The 16275-nt window shown below is 37.1% G+C and carries 21 protein-coding genes and 1 tRNA gene; 3 read left to right on the forward strand and 19 right to left on the reverse strand.

The features are described 5' to 3' along the window. Positions 1–13: 13 nt before the first annotated feature. The 6 genes from RYK20_RS04795 to RYK20_RS04820 form a co-directional block, all read right to left on the reverse strand. Entirely contained in the window at positions 14–1081 is a 1068-nt protein-coding gene (locus RYK20_RS04795) for a hypothetical protein (RefSeq protein ID WP_314894608.1), read from the reverse strand. 265 nt (positions 1082–1346) lie between these two features. Beyond that, entirely contained in the window at positions 1347–1844 is a 498-nt protein-coding gene (locus RYK20_RS04800) for a hypothetical protein (RefSeq protein WP_314894609.1), read from the reverse strand. 114 nt (positions 1845–1958) lie between these two features. Then, positions 1959–2444, reverse strand: coding sequence for a hypothetical protein (locus RYK20_RS04805; protein WP_314894610.1), 486 nt, complete (start codon positions 2442–2444; stop codon positions 1959–1961). 42 nt (positions 2445–2486) lie between these two features. After that, positions 2487–2819, reverse strand: coding sequence for a hypothetical protein (locus RYK20_RS04810; RefSeq protein ID WP_314894611.1), 333 nt, complete (start codon positions 2817–2819; stop codon positions 2487–2489). A gap of 189 nt (positions 2820–3008) precedes the next feature. After that, positions 3009–4289 (reverse strand): tyrosine-type recombinase/integrase, encoded by a 1281-nt coding sequence (locus RYK20_RS04815; protein WP_314894612.1) that lies wholly within the window; start codon positions 4287–4289, stop codon positions 3009–3011. A gap of 489 nt (positions 4290–4778) precedes the next feature. After that, positions 4779–4854, reverse strand: a tRNA-His gene (locus RYK20_RS04820). Positions 4855–5115: 261 nt separating this feature from the next. Here RYK20_RS04820 and ychF point away from each other — a divergent pair. From ychF to RYK20_RS04835, 3 genes are all read left to right on the forward strand, one after another. Next, entirely contained in the window at positions 5116–6207 is a 1092-nt protein-coding gene (gene ychF, locus RYK20_RS04825) for a redox-regulated ATPase YchF (protein WP_297978360.1), read from the forward strand. A 163-nt stretch (positions 6208–6370) separates the two neighbouring features. Then, on the forward strand, positions 6371–6964 hold the full coding sequence (nrfH, locus tag RYK20_RS04830; protein WP_314894613.1) for a cytochrome c nitrite reductase small subunit: 594 nt from the start codon (positions 6371–6373) through the stop codon (positions 6962–6964). Between the two features lie 101 nt (positions 6965–7065). After that, on the forward strand, positions 7066–8223 hold the full coding sequence (locus RYK20_RS04835) for a tyrosine-type recombinase/integrase (RefSeq protein ID WP_314894614.1): 1158 nt from the start codon (positions 7066–7068) through the stop codon (positions 8221–8223). A 568-nt stretch (positions 8224–8791) separates the two neighbouring features. Here the strand turns inward: RYK20_RS04835 and RYK20_RS04840 are convergent. The 13 genes from RYK20_RS04840 to RYK20_RS04900 all read right to left on the reverse strand — a co-directional run bounded on the left by RYK20_RS04840 (position 8792) and on the right by RYK20_RS04900 (position 16264). Further along, positions 8792–9043 carry a hypothetical protein gene (locus RYK20_RS04840; protein WP_314894615.1) on the reverse strand — a complete coding sequence of 84 codons (252 nt, stop codon included), beginning with the start codon at positions 9041–9043 and terminating at the stop codon, positions 8792–8794. A gap of 4 nt (positions 9044–9047) precedes the next feature. Then, positions 9048–9179: a hypothetical protein gene (locus RYK20_RS04845; protein ID WP_314894616.1), complete on the reverse strand. Its 132-nt coding sequence runs from the start codon at positions 9177–9179 to the stop codon at positions 9048–9050. After that, on the reverse strand, positions 9176–9469 hold the full coding sequence (locus tag RYK20_RS04850) for a hypothetical protein (protein ID WP_314894617.1): 294 nt from the start codon (positions 9467–9469) through the stop codon (positions 9176–9178). Before RYK20_RS04850 ends, RYK20_RS04845 begins: the two co-directional genes overlap by 4 nt. A 3-nt stretch (positions 9470–9472) precedes the next feature. Next, on the reverse strand, positions 9473–9727 hold the full coding sequence (locus RYK20_RS04855; protein WP_314894618.1) for a hypothetical protein: 255 nt from the start codon (positions 9725–9727) through the stop codon (positions 9473–9475). Positions 9728–9998: 271 nt separating this feature from the next. Next, complete coding sequence (locus RYK20_RS04860; RefSeq protein ID WP_314894619.1) at positions 9999–10430, reverse strand: PIN domain-containing protein; 432 nt, start codon at positions 10428–10430, stop codon at positions 9999–10001. Next, positions 10427–10675: a hypothetical protein gene (locus RYK20_RS04865; RefSeq protein ID WP_314894620.1), complete on the reverse strand. Its 249-nt coding sequence runs from the start codon at positions 10673–10675 to the stop codon at positions 10427–10429. Before RYK20_RS04865 ends, RYK20_RS04860 begins: the two co-directional genes overlap by 4 nt. A gap of 109 nt (positions 10676–10784) precedes the next feature. Further along, entirely contained in the window at positions 10785–10916 is a 132-nt protein-coding gene (locus RYK20_RS04870; protein WP_314894621.1) for a hypothetical protein, read from the reverse strand. A gap of 223 nt (positions 10917–11139) precedes the next feature. Beyond that, a complete protein-coding gene (locus RYK20_RS04875; protein WP_314894622.1) occupies positions 11140–11331 on the reverse strand; it encodes a glutamyl-tRNA amidotransferase in 192 nt (63 codons plus the stop codon). A gap of 4 nt (positions 11332–11335) precedes the next feature. After that, positions 11336–11692 carry a hypothetical protein gene (locus RYK20_RS04880; RefSeq protein ID WP_314894623.1) on the reverse strand — a complete coding sequence of 119 codons (357 nt, stop codon included), beginning with the start codon at positions 11690–11692 and terminating at the stop codon, positions 11336–11338. 9 nt (positions 11693–11701) lie between these two features. Then, positions 11702–14911: a hypothetical protein gene (locus RYK20_RS04885; RefSeq protein ID WP_314894624.1), complete on the reverse strand. Its 3210-nt coding sequence runs from the start codon at positions 14909–14911 to the stop codon at positions 11702–11704. A gap of 3 nt (positions 14912–14914) precedes the next feature. Continuing rightward, a complete protein-coding gene (locus tag RYK20_RS04890) occupies positions 14915–15520 on the reverse strand; it encodes a hypothetical protein (protein WP_314894625.1) in 606 nt (201 codons plus the stop codon). Between the two features lie 11 nt (positions 15521–15531). Next, a complete protein-coding gene (locus RYK20_RS04895) occupies positions 15532–15684 on the reverse strand; it encodes a hypothetical protein (protein WP_314894626.1) in 153 nt (50 codons plus the stop codon). 67 nt (positions 15685–15751) lie between these two features. Beyond that, the gene (locus tag RYK20_RS04900) at positions 15752–16264 is read right to left on the reverse strand and encodes a hypothetical protein (RefSeq protein WP_314894627.1); all 513 of its coding nucleotides are present in this window, start codon (positions 16262–16264) and stop codon (positions 15752–15754) included. Between the last annotated feature and the right edge of the window lie 11 nt (positions 16265–16275).

Genomic DNA, 16275 nt, shown 5'->3' on the forward strand with positions numbered 1-16275 from the left:
TCTATCTTAATCATTAAGCCCTACCCAATCTCTTGCGAATCTTCTCCAAATCCAATAATGAGACATTACCTCCTTGTTCCTGACTCACACCTCTAGGATTATCAATCTCAAATTTACTCTGAATCTTCTTCATTCTAGAGAACTCCTTCTCCATTTCTTCAACCTTATTCACTAGAGTATTCAAGGTATCTATCACTACACGGGCAAATTCTTCATCTTCTCCCTCATTATTCGGTTCTTTCTCTTTCTCCCGAATCTCCTTAATCTTACCGCCCTCTACCACTAGAGTCTTTTCGTCTTTCAAAAGATATTCACCATCTGCCAGAGGCTTATCCGCCTCCTGACCGTCTGAGGTCTTCTGTCTTACCTCATCCCCTACAGAAGGACTCTCTCCCTCTGTTACCACTGTGATAATATCACCATTCGCCAGAGTCAGGTCTATATCAAATACCTTCGCCTCTTTTGCCTTCTTACTGAATTCCTTCAAAAAAGTTAGCATTTCCTTCGTTACCTGTTTCAAATTCATAATTAATCTATTATTCGTTTCCTTTTTGTTATCAAAAAAAAGTCCATTCGTCGCCGCTGGATCATCTACAAGGTCTGAACCGCTCCATTCTATTAACTTCAATCCCAATCCTATACGCTCTACACCTCCTTCATTATACGCCTCCTCCGTTACATCAGCATAGACATAGATTGAATTGCCAAACATCTCAGGACACTCCTGAGCCATTCCCATAACGTAGTCAAACAAGCTAATCCCTCTACCTGCTACCTGCGCACGCCTTGATATATCCGCTAAGTACAAATCACCTATCAGACGCCCCTCTTCTACTCGAAAGTTCTTGTACTTCCCAATAAAAGAACCAAAAGAGCCCCCTGTAAAGGACGGGTGTTCAAATCGTGATTTTATCTCCCCTTTCTCATTCCCGTAGTCTCTTAACTCATTGAGGAACCGCTCAGAGAAGTAATAACCATTCTTATTGAGACCCATATTAGCCAACGCAACGCCATATATAACGCCACTATCAGCGTCTATCTTACCTACTCTCTCATTGTATGTACTGAATCTTAATTCCATAGTGCAAATGTACCTATTATATACCCTCTCTTATGCCCCTGAATAAGGGCAATAATTTAACCAAATCTACACTACCTTTGCAACCGAATTAAAAATTGTTTTTCTCTTACTTTTGTGACATTATCACACAAAAAAAGAGTGCTCTCCAGCACTCTTCCCTTTGAAACACCCTGAAGAGTTTTTTCATATATCTAAATTAAAAGGAGTGATTATTGCTAATCACTCCTTTTTCTATCCATTCCTAAGTAAAATATCTTCTCTCCTTCTAACAATTCAAAAATTCCCTCGCACTCTCAAATGTGAATCTCTTAGAATAAAATTCTTTTGAGTACTTTTTATTCGACTTTACAAAAGCATAATAGTCTTTCAATAACTTCTTATTTGATTTCACAAAATCAAGTACTTCTTGACTATTTTCCTTATTGCGGGCTAACTTAGCCTTACTCTCCTGAGCCTTGCGCTCAGCTACTTTCTCTCTTCTCTCTATCTCATTAGCAAGATTAGATACATACGCTTCATTTTTCTGCAGTTCATAAGCGATTACCCATAGTTGCTTATCAGAAAAAAAGTCGTTTAAATTCTCAGTAACAATCTTATGAGCTAATGTACCTTGAGGTAATATCTTAGCTATTCGACTCCTTACGGATAGAGCTACTTGACGACTACTTTCTTCAATAAATTCACCTATTGAGCTAATTGTAGATACACTTGGGTTGATGTAGCTAACATCATTGTATATATCTTTAATTGTAATTGTTCTCATTTTTTTTTAACTTTTTATTGTTATACTTTGTTTTACAGTGCAAAGGTACGATAAAAGTTTGCGTTATACAAACTTTTTAAGGCGTTTTTTAATTGATGTATCGTTAAAGTTTTATTAATTTTCTAAAACCTCCTTATACTTAAAATAATAGTAAAAAAGCCCCTTAGTCCTTATCCCCATCTCTCTATGTCCGTTAATGAGAGCTGAGATTTCTGCCTTTGCAATTCCTAAGTCCTTCACCAATTGCTTCCCTCCTATCTTATACCTATTCATCTGCTCTTGAATCCATTCAGGGGTAACCTCCTCTGCTGGACTCTCTGTGTATATAGTGACTCCTATATTCAAGGTATATCCCTCAAAGAAGGGAGAAAATAACTCCTGTGCTCGTTCCCTTAATTCCTTATCCGTTAGATAATTCTCAAGAGGACTCTTCTCCTGATACACCGAAAGAATGAGTATCTTCTCTTCCTTATCAACTGACACCACCTTGAAAAATATACGTGAGTATCTCTGGTATTGCAATGCTAAACGCTCTAATTTATCCACCTGCTCTTCCGTGAGCATTTGCCTAATCTTATGGATTGCCTTTATTATATTCATTTTTTTGGTATCTTAAAAGAGGGGGGCTCCCCCCTCTCTGTGTTACAATTCTATTGTTCTCGCCTTTGTAATATCAAAGATTGCTAACTGATGATTAGCTCTTCCTAACTGTAGAGCCTCTTCTAAGTCTTGCACTATCATTACACAATCATAATAATACTGATTGCTCTGATAATCATACCAGCCCCCTACCGTGAATGTACTCTGCTCCGCAATCTCTATCACCTTTCTTAACCCTTCGTCTCCGAAGGAATCCTGTGTTAATTGCATTGCTACACAATAGCCTTTCTTAGGAGTTGAATAATCTAACAATGATACTGTAAAGCCCTCTCTGTTAGCCTCTGCGATTTGTTTTAATCTTTGGAATGTTTCCATAACTTTTCGGCTGTTATACAGTTGCCAACTGTCTTTTAAAATTAATGAACTTATTTGTCTTATTTTGACATTGCAAAGATACGACAATAGTTTTAATTATACAAACTTTTAGCGAGAATTTTTACTCTTAATATAGTTAAATTTTTATTAAAATCAATAAGAAATAAAGGAGGTCTAAAAACCTCCTCTCTATTTATCCTTGTCTCTATAATACTCCTCCCAATGTGCCAATAACTTTTCTGCGTGCTCCTTTGGCGTTACCTTGATATACTTCAGAAAACTCGCTTCTCTAGTGTGCCCCGTAATCTTCATTATTGACAGTGTAGGAAAATTCATCAGATATAAATTAGTCGCAAATGAACGCCTACACGTATGCGAAGTTATTAATTGCCACTTCTCATATACACCACGCTCTTTTCTCCTTGTATTAGGATTCACTACATCTCCCTCCATTTTATCAAAAAAACCCACCTCCTTACACACCTCCTTGATTAAATTGTTGAATCCTGATTTACTCAAAGGATGCGGCATCCCTCTCTTCTCTATCATCTCCTTAATATGATGATGCAAAGGGATAACCACCTTTATACCCGATGAGTTCCGAGTCTTCTTTGGCTCTACCTCTATGAACTTACTATCTGGGTCAATCGCTGGCAAAGTCATAAAGTCCGACACCCGTAACCCCGTCCAAAGTCCTAATATCATTAAATCTCTCACATTCTCAAGTTTCTTGTTACAAGAAAAATCATAATTAAACAATCTCTCTATCTCCTTTTCAGAGAGCGCCACCGACAAACTATTTGCTTTTGTGACCGTGAAATCTGATAAATCATCACTAATACGACACCCCTTTTCTTTAGCCTTCTTCAAGAATACCTTAACCACCTGAATATAAATTCTAATCGAGTTAAGACCTTCTTTTCTCTTATGAATACAAAAGTCAATAAACCTATCATTCATCTTCTTATTGTAATCTACTATCATTAGTCTTTTCTTAATATATCTTTCGAACTCTTTCAATATATTACATACCCCAACATACCCCCTTATCGTCGAAGGACTATACTCCCTCCCTGTATTCTTGTTGATTGTCCCATTAATTCCCTTCAAAAAATCATCTACAAAATCGGTTAAGTATTCAAATTCTTGAGGCATCTTCTCAGGCTTAAAATGTTTATCAAATTCTAATTTCAACATCTCACGACTAATCTCCTCTCCGTTAAGTTTGAAGTTATCAATCAGAGTTATAAGGAAATCGTGATATTGCATAATATAGGAGGTAATCTTCCTCAATCGTACTCCTTCAGTCCCTTTACGAACCTTTGGCATCCGTGCAGTAAAGTCCCAATCATTTGGATTAATAACCTCACCAGTAGAATACTTGAATAATTTTTTTTCGTCCTTTATGTAATATTGAATAATAATAATTGTATCTTTGTCGCCGTTAGGCTCTTTGAGGTAGAAATACATAACTCTTACTTTTGAGGGCAAAGATACAAAAAAGGGTAAGTATAAGGGTAAGTTCTTTGATTATTTTTCAACAAAAAACAACATCAAAAACACTCAAATAATTTGCGACTACTTATTAATAGCGAATATAATTAATTTTTATTTTTATATTGAATGCTATAATTATTTAAATCACAAAGATACAAATTTTGAAAGTAATTCACAACTAGCATTGGCGTACGATGTCTGCAAGGCTTGTTGTTGGAAGTCACAAAGATACAAATTTTGAAAGTAATTCACAACCAAATCCGTGTAATAATCTATCTTGTCTTCGTTGTTGGGAGTCACAAAGACACAAATTTTGAAAGTAATTTATAGCAAAGTCTTAGAACAAGAAAAAATATTTCCTAAAAAATAAAGAAGTAGAAAAGGGAAATTGTTATTAGTAGATTTTTGTGAAAACTCAATAAAAACAAACCCTGTAAGTCTATTTTTATTGAGTTTTTCTTTGGGTGGAATATGGGGCTCGAACCCACGACCTTCGGAACCACAATCCGACGCTCTAACCAGCTGAGCTAAATCCACCATTTATTTCGGGTGCAAAGGTAATACTTTTTATGCAAATAGAAAAATTTTTCCGCATAAAAATTTAATTTTTCAATAAAATATTGGTATTCAGTTTTTTGCAAATATTTTTTCCTTAAAAAAAATCATAAATGAGTAGATGTAGCCTTCTGTACATAGATAAATTTGTAAGGCAAACACGCAAATAAGCCGTTATAACAATATAGTAATTGACAATTAATAATTATTTTGTATCTTTGCCCCCTAAAAAAATAACCAAGCAATGAAAGCCGGGATTGTAGGACTCCCCAATGTGGGAAAATCAACTTTATTTAACTGTTTGTCAAATGCTAAGGCACAGAGTGCCAACTTCCCTTTTTGTACTATTGAACCGAACTTAGGAGTAGTGAATGTACCAGATGCGCGCCTAGAGAAGCTTGAAGAGCTGGTCTCTCCCGAGCGAGTACAGCCTGCTACTGTCGAAATTGTGGATATTGCAGGACTTGTTAGAGGAGCTAGCAAGGGTGAGGGATTAGGAAACCAATTCCTAGGGAATATCCGTGAGTGTCATGCCATTATACATGTACTACGTTGTTTTAACAATGATAATATCGTGCATGTGGATGGCTCGGTGAACCCCATCCGTGATAAAGAAACCATTGATATAGAACTCCAACTCAAGGACTTAGAGACAGTAGAAAAACGCTTGGAAAAAGTAACTCGTGCCGCTAAGGCTGGGGATAAGCTTGCCCAGAAAGAGCTTGACCTTCTTTCTCGCTATAAAGAGGCGCTCCTGAAAGGGCTTTCTGCCCGTACTGTAGTGCTTAACGAGGAAGAAGCCGAACTGAGCAAGAGTTACCAACTCCTTACTGCCAAACCTATCCTATATGTATGTAATGTAGATGAAGCTTCTGCTGTCAGCGGGAATCCTTATGTGGAACAAGTAAAAGAAGCTGTTAAGGACGAAAATGCGGAAGTAATTATCCTAGCCGTAGCTACCGAAGCCGATATTGCCGAGCTAGAGACCTATGAAGAACGCCAGATGTTCCTTCAGGATATGGGACTGGCTGAACCTGGTGCTTCTGTGCTAATTCGTGCTGCTTATAAGCTCCTAAACTTACAGACCTACTTCACGGCAGGGGTAAAAGAAGTACGTGCCTGGACAATTCCTGTAGGAGCCACCGCACCACAGGCAGCGGGTGTCATCCATTCCGATTTCGAACGCGGATTCATCCGTGCTGAAGTTATCGCCTATGATGATTTTGTAGCCTATGGTAGCGAAGCTAAGGTCAAAGAGGCTGGAAAAATGAGAGTAGAAGGAAAAGAATATGTAGTCAAGGACGGCGATATTATGCACTTCCGCTTCAATGTGTAAGAAACACTAGGTATTCACAATAAAAGATAAAACTATCCTAAATTTAGGATAGTTTTTTATTTAGAATTAATATAATTTTCACAGAATAAGTATTTTTTATTTGTTTGTGTCAAAAAATTATCTACATTTGCTACAGAAAAAAACACGAAATCGATATACAAAAATGGCGACAACAACCTCAACTTCGAAGCCCATTTCTGGAAAGAATAAGCGTTTCTTTCGCTACCTAATCCCCTCATTGGTGGGGATACTCTTAGGACTGGCGGGATATATATTCTATATCTCAAAGGCGCATTCTTATCTTTCGGATGACCCTAAGGCTTGCGTAAACTGCCATATAATGGCTCCTGAGTATGCCACTTGGTTTCACTCTTCTCACGGTCGTAATGCCGTGTGTAATGACTGCCACGTGCCGCACGACAATTTCTTTCGTAAGTATTATTTTAAGGCAAGTGATGGGCTTAGACACGCAACAATGTTCACTTTCCGTATGGAACCTCAGGTGATCAAGATGCACGCTCCAGGGCAGATGGTCGTTCAAGAGAACTGTATCCGCTGCCACAACCAGCTGAATTCTCAAGTGAGAACAGGAAAAGTAACCTCTGAGATGGCTCATAAGGATGAAGGGAGGCTCTGCTGGGAATGCCACCGTGAGGTACCTCATAGCAGGGTAAGAGGGCTCAGTACTGTTCCCGATGCGCAAGTACCTATACAGGAGGATCCTATCCCTGATTCGCTACAAAATAAGCGTAACTAATTAATATTCAATTAGTTACGCTTAAATTCTTTAAAATTGAGTGTCAAATTTGTGCCAAGTTCCCCGCTTCTATTTATCTGAGGAATTTGGCATAAAAAAAAATGGACAAAACGACCAAAATCGCACCCAAGCGGATAGCTTTTATAGACTACAAGCCCGCTGAGCTAAGAGACAACAAGTCTTGGTACATCGAGTACTATGCTAAAAATCCTCTTACAGAGAAGTTAGACCGTTTCCGTAATCGTGTTCCTGTAATGAAATCGGTACAGGAAAGGCGTAAGTATGCCAAGAAAATGATACTTGCTATCAATCAGAAGTTAGAATGTGGTTGGTCTCCTTTCTACGAAAACCCCAACAATCAATACAAATCCCTCACAGAGGGACTGGAATTGTACCTAAAGAAGTTGGAGAAAGAAGTACAGGACGGCATAAAACGCCCTGATACGTTAAGAGCGTACAAATCCTTTGTAAGCAACTTGCAACGTTATATAGAGGAGAAGAAGTCGGATATAAAGTTTCTGCTTAATATAGACTTTTTCTTCGTGAATAATTTCCTTGATTATATCTATTACGAGAAAAACAACAGCCCTTCCACCTATAACAACTATCTTACTTATATGAAAAGTTTCTTAGAATGGGCAATAGGAAAGGGATATATAAAACAAAACCCCGCTGAAGGAATAAAAACAAAACCCAAGGTACAAAAGAAACGTGAGCCACTCACTAAGGAAGTAAAGGAATGTATCAAGGAATTACAAAATGTTGATTTTCCTTTCTTCGTGTGCTGTATGATGACTTACTTTTGCCTTATTCGCCGTACGGAGATAACCAAAATCAAGGTGAGCGATGTTCGCCTTTCAGAAAGCCGTATTGTATTGGACGGCTCCATTACAAAAAACAGAAAGACAAACAGCGTTACGATTCCTGATGTGTTCCTCCCTATCCTAGCGCAACACTTAGTAAAAGCCAATAATAGTGATTACCTATTTGGGGAAGATTTCAAACCAAGTAAAAAGCAACTCAATCCTAAGAAGATTTCAGATACTTGGACAAAATACCGCAAGTTGTTCAAGTTTGACAGCAAGTTTCAATTCTATTCTCTCAAGGATACAGGAATAATGGATTTGCTCAATAGTGGTATTCCCTCTATAAAAGTTCGGGACCAGGCTCGCCACTACGACATCAAGCAAACAGAAGCCTACACCACCCGAAACCTAACTGCGGACGAAACTATAAAAAGCGCTTCTTTCTCTTTCTGATCGTGCGTGTGTGCGTGCGCACGCTATAGATGAATTTTTACTCAAAATCGTTATGCTTCGTATGCAACACCTGTTTATAAGAGTTAATACATTGATAATCAAGCAAAACACTGCATAAAAACTCGCATACAAAAAACGGATTTTGCATAAAAGCATATTTTTTGCATACATTTTTATTCTTTAGGGGGCGGGAAGAAGTCGTGTAGGGGAAATGTAATCCTTTTTGTGTGCGCACTCTATAGATGAATTTTTACTCAAAATCGTTATGCTTCGTATGCAACACTTGTTTAAAATGGTTAATACATTGATAATCAGTAAAAATACTTCATAAAAACTTGCATACAAAAGATGAGCTTTGCATAAAAACATCCTTTTTGCATAAAAAAACCTCCCCTGCGAGTGCCGTGCAGAGGAGGAAAATGTAAAAAAAAATTGACAGAGTTTATACGTTCCTATACCAAAAAGTATAGATAAGCCAGCCAAAGAAATAATAACGAGTTTCGGTATATCGCAGCTCTCCAGCAGTGTCTAAGTGATAGTATTTTACTGTTTTCATCGTTTAGTTTTTTTAAGGTAAAACAACAAAATCATCACCAGCTAAGGCTTTTAGAAGATCTAACTTGGAGGAAAAAAGCGCTTCTTCATCAACATTAAAGGCTGCATAAAACTTATCTCTAACCAAATAACGGGTTTCTAAATGATATTTTTCCTCTCGTACGCTTACAGTTAGGTATATTTCCCTTATCTCAACTTCTTCTATTACTCCCAATTGTGCAAAAAACACACGTTGTCCTATATGAAATAATGTCATTAAGTCCATAGCTTTACAATTTAGGGTTAGTGAAATAAGGATTAAGTACCTCAGAAAGGTTATTGAGGTAGTCATACGCCAAAAGCGCTTCTTCGGAGAGTTCGCTATATGCCGTATCTAAGTGGTAAAATATCTTTGTTCTCATAACTGCTGTGTTATATGTTTAACAATAGCTTCTTTGTCAGGAAAAAGTTCATCTTCCTCCAAGCGCATAAGGGAAGTGGCTTCTTTTAGTCCTATGTACTCTCCTAGCTTTACGGAAACCGTGTAAATGATATCTGTTTTTATAGACGCAAGTTCTGGATGTCTCCTTAGCAGGGGTTCGCTTTCATATTCCTCATTGACCTTTATTCCTTGGATTGTACAGGGCGTAATTTTCCCTTTGTAGATGAAATATACATTCTCACCTAAATAATACTTCGTTGTAAATTCCATAACTTATTTGTTTTTAGAGTAGTGAAATTGGGGATCAAGTGCTTCCAAAAACTTGTTTAGGTAGATAGCTCCTTTGACTACCTCGCTTGGGACAGGCTCTTCGCTTTCGCTGTCCGATAACACCAAATAGGTAATGGAAATTTTAGTGTTGTAGGCTCGCATATAGTCAGCAAAGTCTTTTACGCTAATAACAGTCGAGAAAAAGCGTTGGAGCGCATTCACATTAAAGCAGTAAGTGCTGGGGCTACTGTTATTCACCACAGCGGGTTTTTGTCCTTGTTGTAACATAAAGGTATAAAAAATAAAAGTCCGTGGGTGGGTGTTGTTACAACAAGGGCTTACGCAATTGTTTGTATAGCATTACTGCTATACGACACCTCCACGGATATATCGTAAATAATATGTATTTGCAATAAACAATTATTGCCCTATGTTGTAACGGTGCAAAGGTACAACTAATTTTGGAATAAACAAGGGAAAAACAAAAAAACTTTCACTTGAGGGGTGAAAGTTTTTGTAAGAGGTTGGTTTATCGTGGGTTATGTATTACCTTTGCGCCTTGTTTTTGGTATTCTGGGAATTTGTCATCACAAGAAATAATCGTCATTTTCTCGGAAATAGCGTGCGCCAATATAGCTAAATCATTGGGGTCATTATGCTTAGGCACGAAGTCCAAACGCCCAGCAATAAAGGCTTGCTTGTCCTCAAAAGGAAGAATTTTTACCATCGGGACTGCTTTCAATATATGTTTTATGAGCTTATCACCTGTGTTGAACACGTTATAATCAATATTTTTAAAGCGTTTTTTTCTATATAGTTGTGCCATCTCCAATAAAGAAATAGAGCTTGCATAGAAAGAATTTTTTTCATCTAAGAGAATATCAAAAACCTTTCGCTTAATTTCCTTTTGTCTTCCTTCAAAAAGAATAATAATGATATTGGTATCTAAAAAATATTTCATATTTCTTCTTCTTGTAATAATCGTGTCATCATATTAGAACCATAGACAAGGTCTCTATCTTTTTCATCAATAGTAAAAAGAGGTTTTTTTTCGAGTTCTAAAGCAACTTCTCCTAATGTTTTTTTCTTTTTAGGCGTTGTTGTTTTCTTGGTAGCTGTTTTCTTTTTGGTAGCTACTCTTTTTAGCCCTTGTGAAACGGCAGGTTTTCTCTTGGCTGTTTTCGGTGGTGTTAATGTTGCAGGCATAACTTTCAATTTTGGGTACAAATATACAAATTATTTTTGTGCAAAGTACAAAAATTGTACCAAATAAAAAATCCCTAACCTTACGGGGCGAGGGATTTGTACTCAAGGGTTAGCGCTTACGAGCTTTCTTTGTTTTCTTCGTGGTTGCTTTCTTAGCCTTCACGATCCGTCCGTTTTCGTTGTAACGGAAACCTTTCTTGAGCCGTCCATTGGCTTTCAAGCCGACTTTCTTTGTTGTCATAAAAATAAAATTTTATTTGTTTATTAAATGTTTTTTTGTATCTTTGCACCTAATTTATTCAGGTTGAATAAGGCAGTGGCTTATTCATAAAACTAATACCGATGTACGTTCTATTAGTTTCCTAATAACAGAACGTTTCGGACGTTGGGTCAAGAGGGGTCAAAATAGACATCTTAGACATCTGTTATAAGGAAGTCGTTTTTTTGAACAGCTTCCTTTTTTTTTATAATTGTTTTACGTCTCTTGAAATAAAATGTCGTACAGTATTGTACAAATATCGTTTCTTTGACATATTCTTTCCTTTTTTTGAATGAGAGGCACTTTCTTCTGTGCGTTCTATTAATATGTGTTCGTGAATGATAGGGAATCCCAACACATCTACGCCTGTTCTATAAGAGATTATTTCTACTTTCATTGTATTATCTGTTTAAAGATTTCATTTCTCTTTGAATATTTTCCTGAACGTTAATCTTTCGTAACTGGCTGTCTATTTGGTCAAGCTCGCTGTTAAGTTGCATCAGCTCAGCCGTCTTTGAACCTGATTCGTTAGAGAGTAAAAAGGTACTCAAAAGGTCTGCTGCATATCCTCCGCCAATACCAGCTAAAGGCTTTACCCACCATTTTTGCTTTGTTTTCCACGCCCAAAAGACTCCTCCGATAAATCCTACAGCTCTAAAGGCAAGTATTCTTGAGGCTACAGGGGTAAGTTCTCTTCTTATCTGACTTATTCTATTGGCAATAACCGTTTTTCTTTCTTCTAATTGTTCTTTATTCATATCTTTATATTATAACACATCAAAATTCAGTTCGTCTATTTCTGTTGGCTCTTGTGGATCAGGAAGAGAAGAATCCTCTGGAGCTGAGGCAAGCATACGTTTTTCGTATATGCTATATTGTAGCTCGGTGGCGGGTCTCTTGTTGTAGCGGTTTTTGTCGGGAAATACATAATTCTCACGGTAATCAGGAAAGGTCTCGGTAAAGAGAATAATATCGCCGTCATACTGGCTCTTGCTACCTCCTCGCATTTTGCCGTCTGCTGTTTGCTGGAAAATTACCAAAAAAAGTTTGCCGTCATATTTCTTACGTAGGTCCTTATCTATTTCAAAGTTGGGTGCCAGCTCACGCATTTTCTGAAATGAATCAATCACTATTACTTCATTTGTGCGAATCATTGTATCCAACTCTTCCAAAGAACGCACGTCCTGTGCTGTGATATGCTCTAAGGCTGTATCGTTGAGGTACTGATAAGCTTTTTCCTCATAAAGAACACTTTCAGGATGCTCCTCTATAGAGGCGTGTCCTACTCGATATCGTTGAGCAAGCGCATTCATAAATTGAAATGCAAAGCGTGTTTTTCCGCTACCTTGCTTACCGGTGAGAGTGATAACAAGACTATCCTTTGTTTTTATTTCCAAGGATCCAAGGAAAAGGCTCATTTGCTCGTCCGCCACCAAGAAACTCTCTCGCACTTCAGGGCGTGTTGCCAACTGCTGGGCGAGGGTTCGCCTTTGGGCTGGTAAGGAGGATTCTGGTGTTTCTGGAGCATTGAGTCCAAAATTTTCGTCTTTTTTCTTGCCGGATAAAGATTTTTTTGTATCTTTGCCCTCAGAAAGCTGTTCAATCCCCTCGTCTTGCAAGGTGGCTACTGGCTCTTGCGTGGATTGAACAGCTTTAAAAAGCGTTTCAACTTCCCCGTCTTGAGGATTGACTACGGTCGCCTTGGAAGTTGAAGCGCTTTTCTTTTTGCCTACTTCCACATTCTTTAGCTCAGTTGTTCTTTCTCTTGTTAAAGATATTGCTATACGGACGTGTCGTTTCTCTCCGTCAATAGTGAGTTTTGACTTAAAATTTAAAAAACCTAATATATTAGGACTATCCGTTTCCTTGCGACTACCCCAATTGTTATAAGTAGAGTTCTTAATCAGTTCTTCCAAATGCTCAATAATAGCTGCTTTTTCACTATACATTGCCTCTCCTTTAGCAATCTTACGCCCTGCTTTGGTAGTAAAAACAACTTCTTTTAAGTGGTTTTTTATAGCTACTTTCTTTCCTTTTAGGTGGTTCAAGTAGTAGTCTAAAGTAAAAGCACGCAACTCGCTTACTTTCATTTTTTTAAACCTTTCGGTAGATACTTCGGGGACATAGGGCGCATTGAGACCAAAATTTTCGTCTTTTTTCTTGCGGGATAAAGATTTTTTTGTATCTTTGCCCTCAGAAAGCGAGCTATCTCTTAGGCTTTCAGTAACCCAAGGGGCTGGAATAGAGGTAGCTTGCTTTTTCTTTTTAGTATGAAAACCTTCGTGGTGGGGAGCGTTTAATCCTTTTTTTACAAAGAAAATTTCCCCTTTTTTCTTTATGGGCTCAAGTCCTTCTTTTTCTAAATCATCCAGCCAAAAGACACCTTTTAAGTTAATGCTTTTGAATCCTTCTCTTTTTTTAGGGAAAATACCTTTAGGAACATAACAATAACTGCCTACAAAAAGATGTTTTACATAAGACCCAATTTGTTCCACAACTTTTGCCTTCTTAAATTTAGAAGAATCTATATTTATAGTCTCATTTTCGTCTTTTTCTTCCTTTGATTTTACGGACATTACAACCTCTTCAGAGTTTTTTTTTACTAAAACACCATCTTTAATTAAGTATCTTACCGCATCAATTGCGTTACCTGTTAGGGTTCGTTGCCACGCCTTAACGCTTGGTGCCCATTTGAAAGAACGTTTTTTCAAGGCTTCACGAGTATTAGCATCAGGAATATTATCAAAGAATATTTGTACTCGCTGAGCTTCTTTATTGACTAATATTCGCCCGTTTTCTATATCAAAATTTTCATCTTCTGTGGCTTTGCTTTTTTCTAATGAAGCTATACGCTCTTTAACTCTACGAATTTCAGCATTTATAGATGCGTTTCCTCTAATTAAAGGAATTCCGTGTCTTTCTATTTGTGATACGTATTCCTTTGCTTCTTTTTGAGGAATATTATATTTTTCAAATACAGAAAAATCTTTAGTTTTTTGATATTCCTTACACGCCTTTTCGCTTCGTTTTATAAAATCTTTTTCAGCTTCTAATTGTTCTAATTTTTGATTGAGTTTTTCAATAGCGTTTTTATCGGTTCTTTTTATCGCTTGGTCTTTGTAAAACTGGTCCGGATTTCTTGCTACTTCATTTAATTTCTTTTCGGCTTTTTCAATGTAATCAATAAGTTCTTTATTTATTTCATACTCCCTTTTTTGTTTAGCCTCATTTTTTCTTATTTGACTACTTTTTATACCAGCTCCTCCTGTTACAGCCGTAGAAAAAGTGCCTGTACGAGCGCTAATCACTTCTTTATTTTTCTTCAAAATAACCGCATAATAACGCTCAAAGGCTTGATTATATTCTTCTAATCTATTATTTTCTTTTGCTTCTTCGGCACTACTATTGTACAAGTTAAGCATAGAAGTACCAAACATTTTTTTATCATTCTCGGCACGTCTTTCAGGGTCAAAAGAAATCAAAGAATACGAATTATACAAAGATTTATAATCTAAATCCTCGCTAAAATCTCTTGGTAATTCTTTCTTTGCAGGTGTTTTTTCTTCTGCTTTGCTTTTTATCTCCTTTGATTTTACAGGTTCTGTTTCCTTTTTAGATTCTGTTTCTTCCTTTGTTTTAGCTGTCTGCTTCTTCGGCTTACTTTCCTTTTTAGGCTTTTCCTCTACCTTCACCACATTCCCATTAACGAACTTCCAGCCTTTGCGTAACCTACCGCAATCGTCTAAGGCTTCTTTATAACTTCCCGTATGCTGAACGCCCAAAAGCCCCTCTTGGGGCTGGTAATGAGTAATCGAAATATCAAAATGGGTAGCCTGTGGGTAATCATTTAGTATTTTACTCAACCTATATATAATAGTTGTGTTGTTTTCTTCTTTTGCCTGAGCTAAGACATCTTCTACCTCCTTGCGGGAGACTTCTCGTTTATCTAAGGCATTAAAGGCTTCAATGGCTGTCATAGGTTACTTTTTTTGATTATAAAAATAAGCTCCTGCCCCAAGGAGTATCATTAGAATAATGATGTTTGTCGGTGTAAAAAATCCCGCTTTGGGCTTGGGTGTTTCAGTAGCTGAGGGCTTGGTTTCTTTTTTTTCTTCTGGAGAAAAAGAGGTTTGCGCAGAGTTCTTGTTAGGCTCTGTAGCGACTTCCTTAGAGTGCTGTTCTGGAACTACCTTTTTAGGCTCTTGCTCAGCTGGCTTAGTATCCTCTTTTGTTACAGGAGGAATCAAGACATTAGTAGGCGGGAGAGTTGGAGCAGGAGGGGTTTTGGAAGAATCTTTTTCAGACAGAAATTTTTTTATTCTAGCTAATAATTTTTTAACTTCTTGAAAAATAGCATCATATAAGTCTGCGTATTCTGGATTTTCCTTAAGAAAAACTGCTAAATCATTAGACTTTAACTCATCAAGAATATTGGCATAATAAGCAAATGCTAATGAATAAACTGTTCCCTCTTGAGTTGAAATAGGACGTTTTCCAGAAATAAAATCATCAAGATTTTTATTTTCTTTATTTATTTCAGAGATTAATTCCTGAGGGCTATTAAGAGCTTCATTTTTGAATTTCATTTCTTTAAAATTTAAAATTTAGAATTTTGTTTTTCATTTTTAAAAGCCAAATATACCTGAGTTCCCGCCAAGATAACAGCCAGTGCAGAGAGCGAAAGTGCGATAATATCTTTTGCGTGGAACTCACTTACACCTGTACTTTTTTGAGTTGTTTTTTTTGCCATAATTGCCTTAATTGAGTTTTATAATGATTAAGAACAAAAAAAGTAGCTACTGCAATGAGAGTGATTCCTATGATTCCAATTCGTTTTTTTTTTCAAAAGGACTGTAGGAGGTACTTCCCATTAGCCTATAGGCTTCCTCATAGGCACTGTAGGGAATTACTTGTTGAACAATAGTTGCACCGTTTTCTTGTTCTGAAATAGCTTTTGCCAATGAGATAAAAAAATTCTTATCAAGAGCAGGGATAATTTGGTCGGCTGGGATATGTAATTTTTGTGAGACATAGGCTATATAATTGTTGGTGTGATTCTCGTGAGGAGGAGCCCAAGTATATATAAGTTTCCGTATAGTATTATGTCCTTTTTTTATCTGAGTGCGTGCATTAATCATAAGCGCACGAAGTCCATATTCTAAGGATATAAATTGTTCAAAAGCCTTGTTTTTATCGGTATTCTGAGCTATAGGGACTCTTCCTTGCCAAGGGTTGCGCTCAGGATTTTTTGGCACACGAATATTCCCAGGGTTATTATTCCTGAGTCCTCGTAAGTGTCTAACAGCTGGATTTTTGCTTAAGTCAATCATAACGTTAATTT

The sequence above is a fragment of the uncultured Capnocytophaga sp. genome (assembly GCF_963525585.1).
Taxonomy (GTDB): Bacteria; Bacteroidota; Bacteroidia; order Flavobacteriales; family Flavobacteriaceae; genus Capnocytophaga.

What these genes read in the sequence shown, in the direction of transcription:
- RYK20_RS04795 (WP_314894608.1), bottom strand. Translation starts at nt 1,081, where the DNA reads ATGGAATTAAGATTCAGTACATACAATGAGAGAGTAGGTAAGATAGAC.
- RYK20_RS04800 (WP_314894609.1), bottom strand. Translation starts at nt 1,844, where the DNA reads ATGAGAACAATTACAATTAAAGATATATACAATGATGTTAGCTACATC.
- RYK20_RS04805 (WP_314894610.1), bottom strand. Translation starts at nt 2,444, where the DNA reads ATGAATATAATAAAGGCAATCCATAAGATTAGGCAAATGCTCACGGAA.
- RYK20_RS04810 (WP_314894611.1), bottom strand. Translation starts at nt 2,819, where the DNA reads ATGGAAACATTCCAAAGATTAAAACAAATCGCAGAGGCTAACAGAGAG.
- RYK20_RS04815 (WP_314894612.1), bottom strand. Translation starts at nt 4,289, where the DNA reads ATGTATTTCTACCTCAAAGAGCCTAACGGCGACAAAGATACAATTATT.
- ychF (WP_297978360.1), top strand. Translation starts at nt 5,116, where the DNA reads ATGAAAGCCGGGATTGTAGGACTCCCCAATGTGGGAAAATCAACTTTA.
- nrfH (WP_314894613.1), top strand. Translation starts at nt 6,371, where the DNA reads ATGGCGACAACAACCTCAACTTCGAAGCCCATTTCTGGAAAGAATAAG.
- RYK20_RS04835 (WP_314894614.1), top strand. Translation starts at nt 7,066, where the DNA reads ATGGACAAAACGACCAAAATCGCACCCAAGCGGATAGCTTTTATAGAC.
- RYK20_RS04840 (WP_314894615.1), bottom strand. Translation starts at nt 9,043, where the DNA reads ATGGACTTAATGACATTATTTCATATAGGACAACGTGTGTTTTTTGCA.
- RYK20_RS04845 (WP_314894616.1), bottom strand. Translation starts at nt 9,179, where the DNA reads ATGAGAACAAAGATATTTTACCACTTAGATACGGCATATAGCGAACTC.
- RYK20_RS04850 (WP_314894617.1), bottom strand. Translation starts at nt 9,469, where the DNA reads ATGGAATTTACAACGAAGTATTATTTAGGTGAGAATGTATATTTCATC.
- RYK20_RS04860 (WP_314894619.1), bottom strand. Translation starts at nt 10,430, where the DNA reads ATGAAATATTTTTTAGATACCAATATCATTATTATTCTTTTTGAAGGA.
- RYK20_RS04865 (WP_314894620.1), bottom strand. Translation starts at nt 10,675, where the DNA reads ATGCCTGCAACATTAACACCACCGAAAACAGCCAAGAGAAAACCTGCC.
- RYK20_RS04870 (WP_314894621.1), bottom strand. Translation starts at nt 10,916, where the DNA reads ATGACAACAAAGAAAGTCGGCTTGAAAGCCAATGGACGGCTCAAGAAA.
- RYK20_RS04875 (WP_314894622.1), bottom strand. Translation starts at nt 11,331, where the DNA reads ATGAAAGTAGAAATAATCTCTTATAGAACAGGCGTAGATGTGTTGGGA.
- RYK20_RS04880 (WP_314894623.1), bottom strand. Translation starts at nt 11,692, where the DNA reads ATGAATAAAGAACAATTAGAAGAAAGAAAAACGGTTATTGCCAATAGA.
- RYK20_RS04885 (WP_314894624.1), bottom strand. Translation starts at nt 14,911, where the DNA reads ATGACAGCCATTGAAGCCTTTAATGCCTTAGATAAACGAGAAGTCTCC.
- RYK20_RS04890 (WP_314894625.1), bottom strand. Translation starts at nt 15,520, where the DNA reads ATGAAATTCAAAAATGAAGCTCTTAATAGCCCTCAGGAATTAATCTCT.
- RYK20_RS04895 (WP_314894626.1), bottom strand. Translation starts at nt 15,684, where the DNA reads ATGGCAAAAAAAACAACTCAAAAAAGTACAGGTGTAAGTGAGTTCCAC.
- RYK20_RS04900 (WP_314894627.1), bottom strand. Translation starts at nt 16,264, where the DNA reads ATGATTGACTTAAGCAAAAATCCAGCTGTTAGACACTTACGAGGACTC.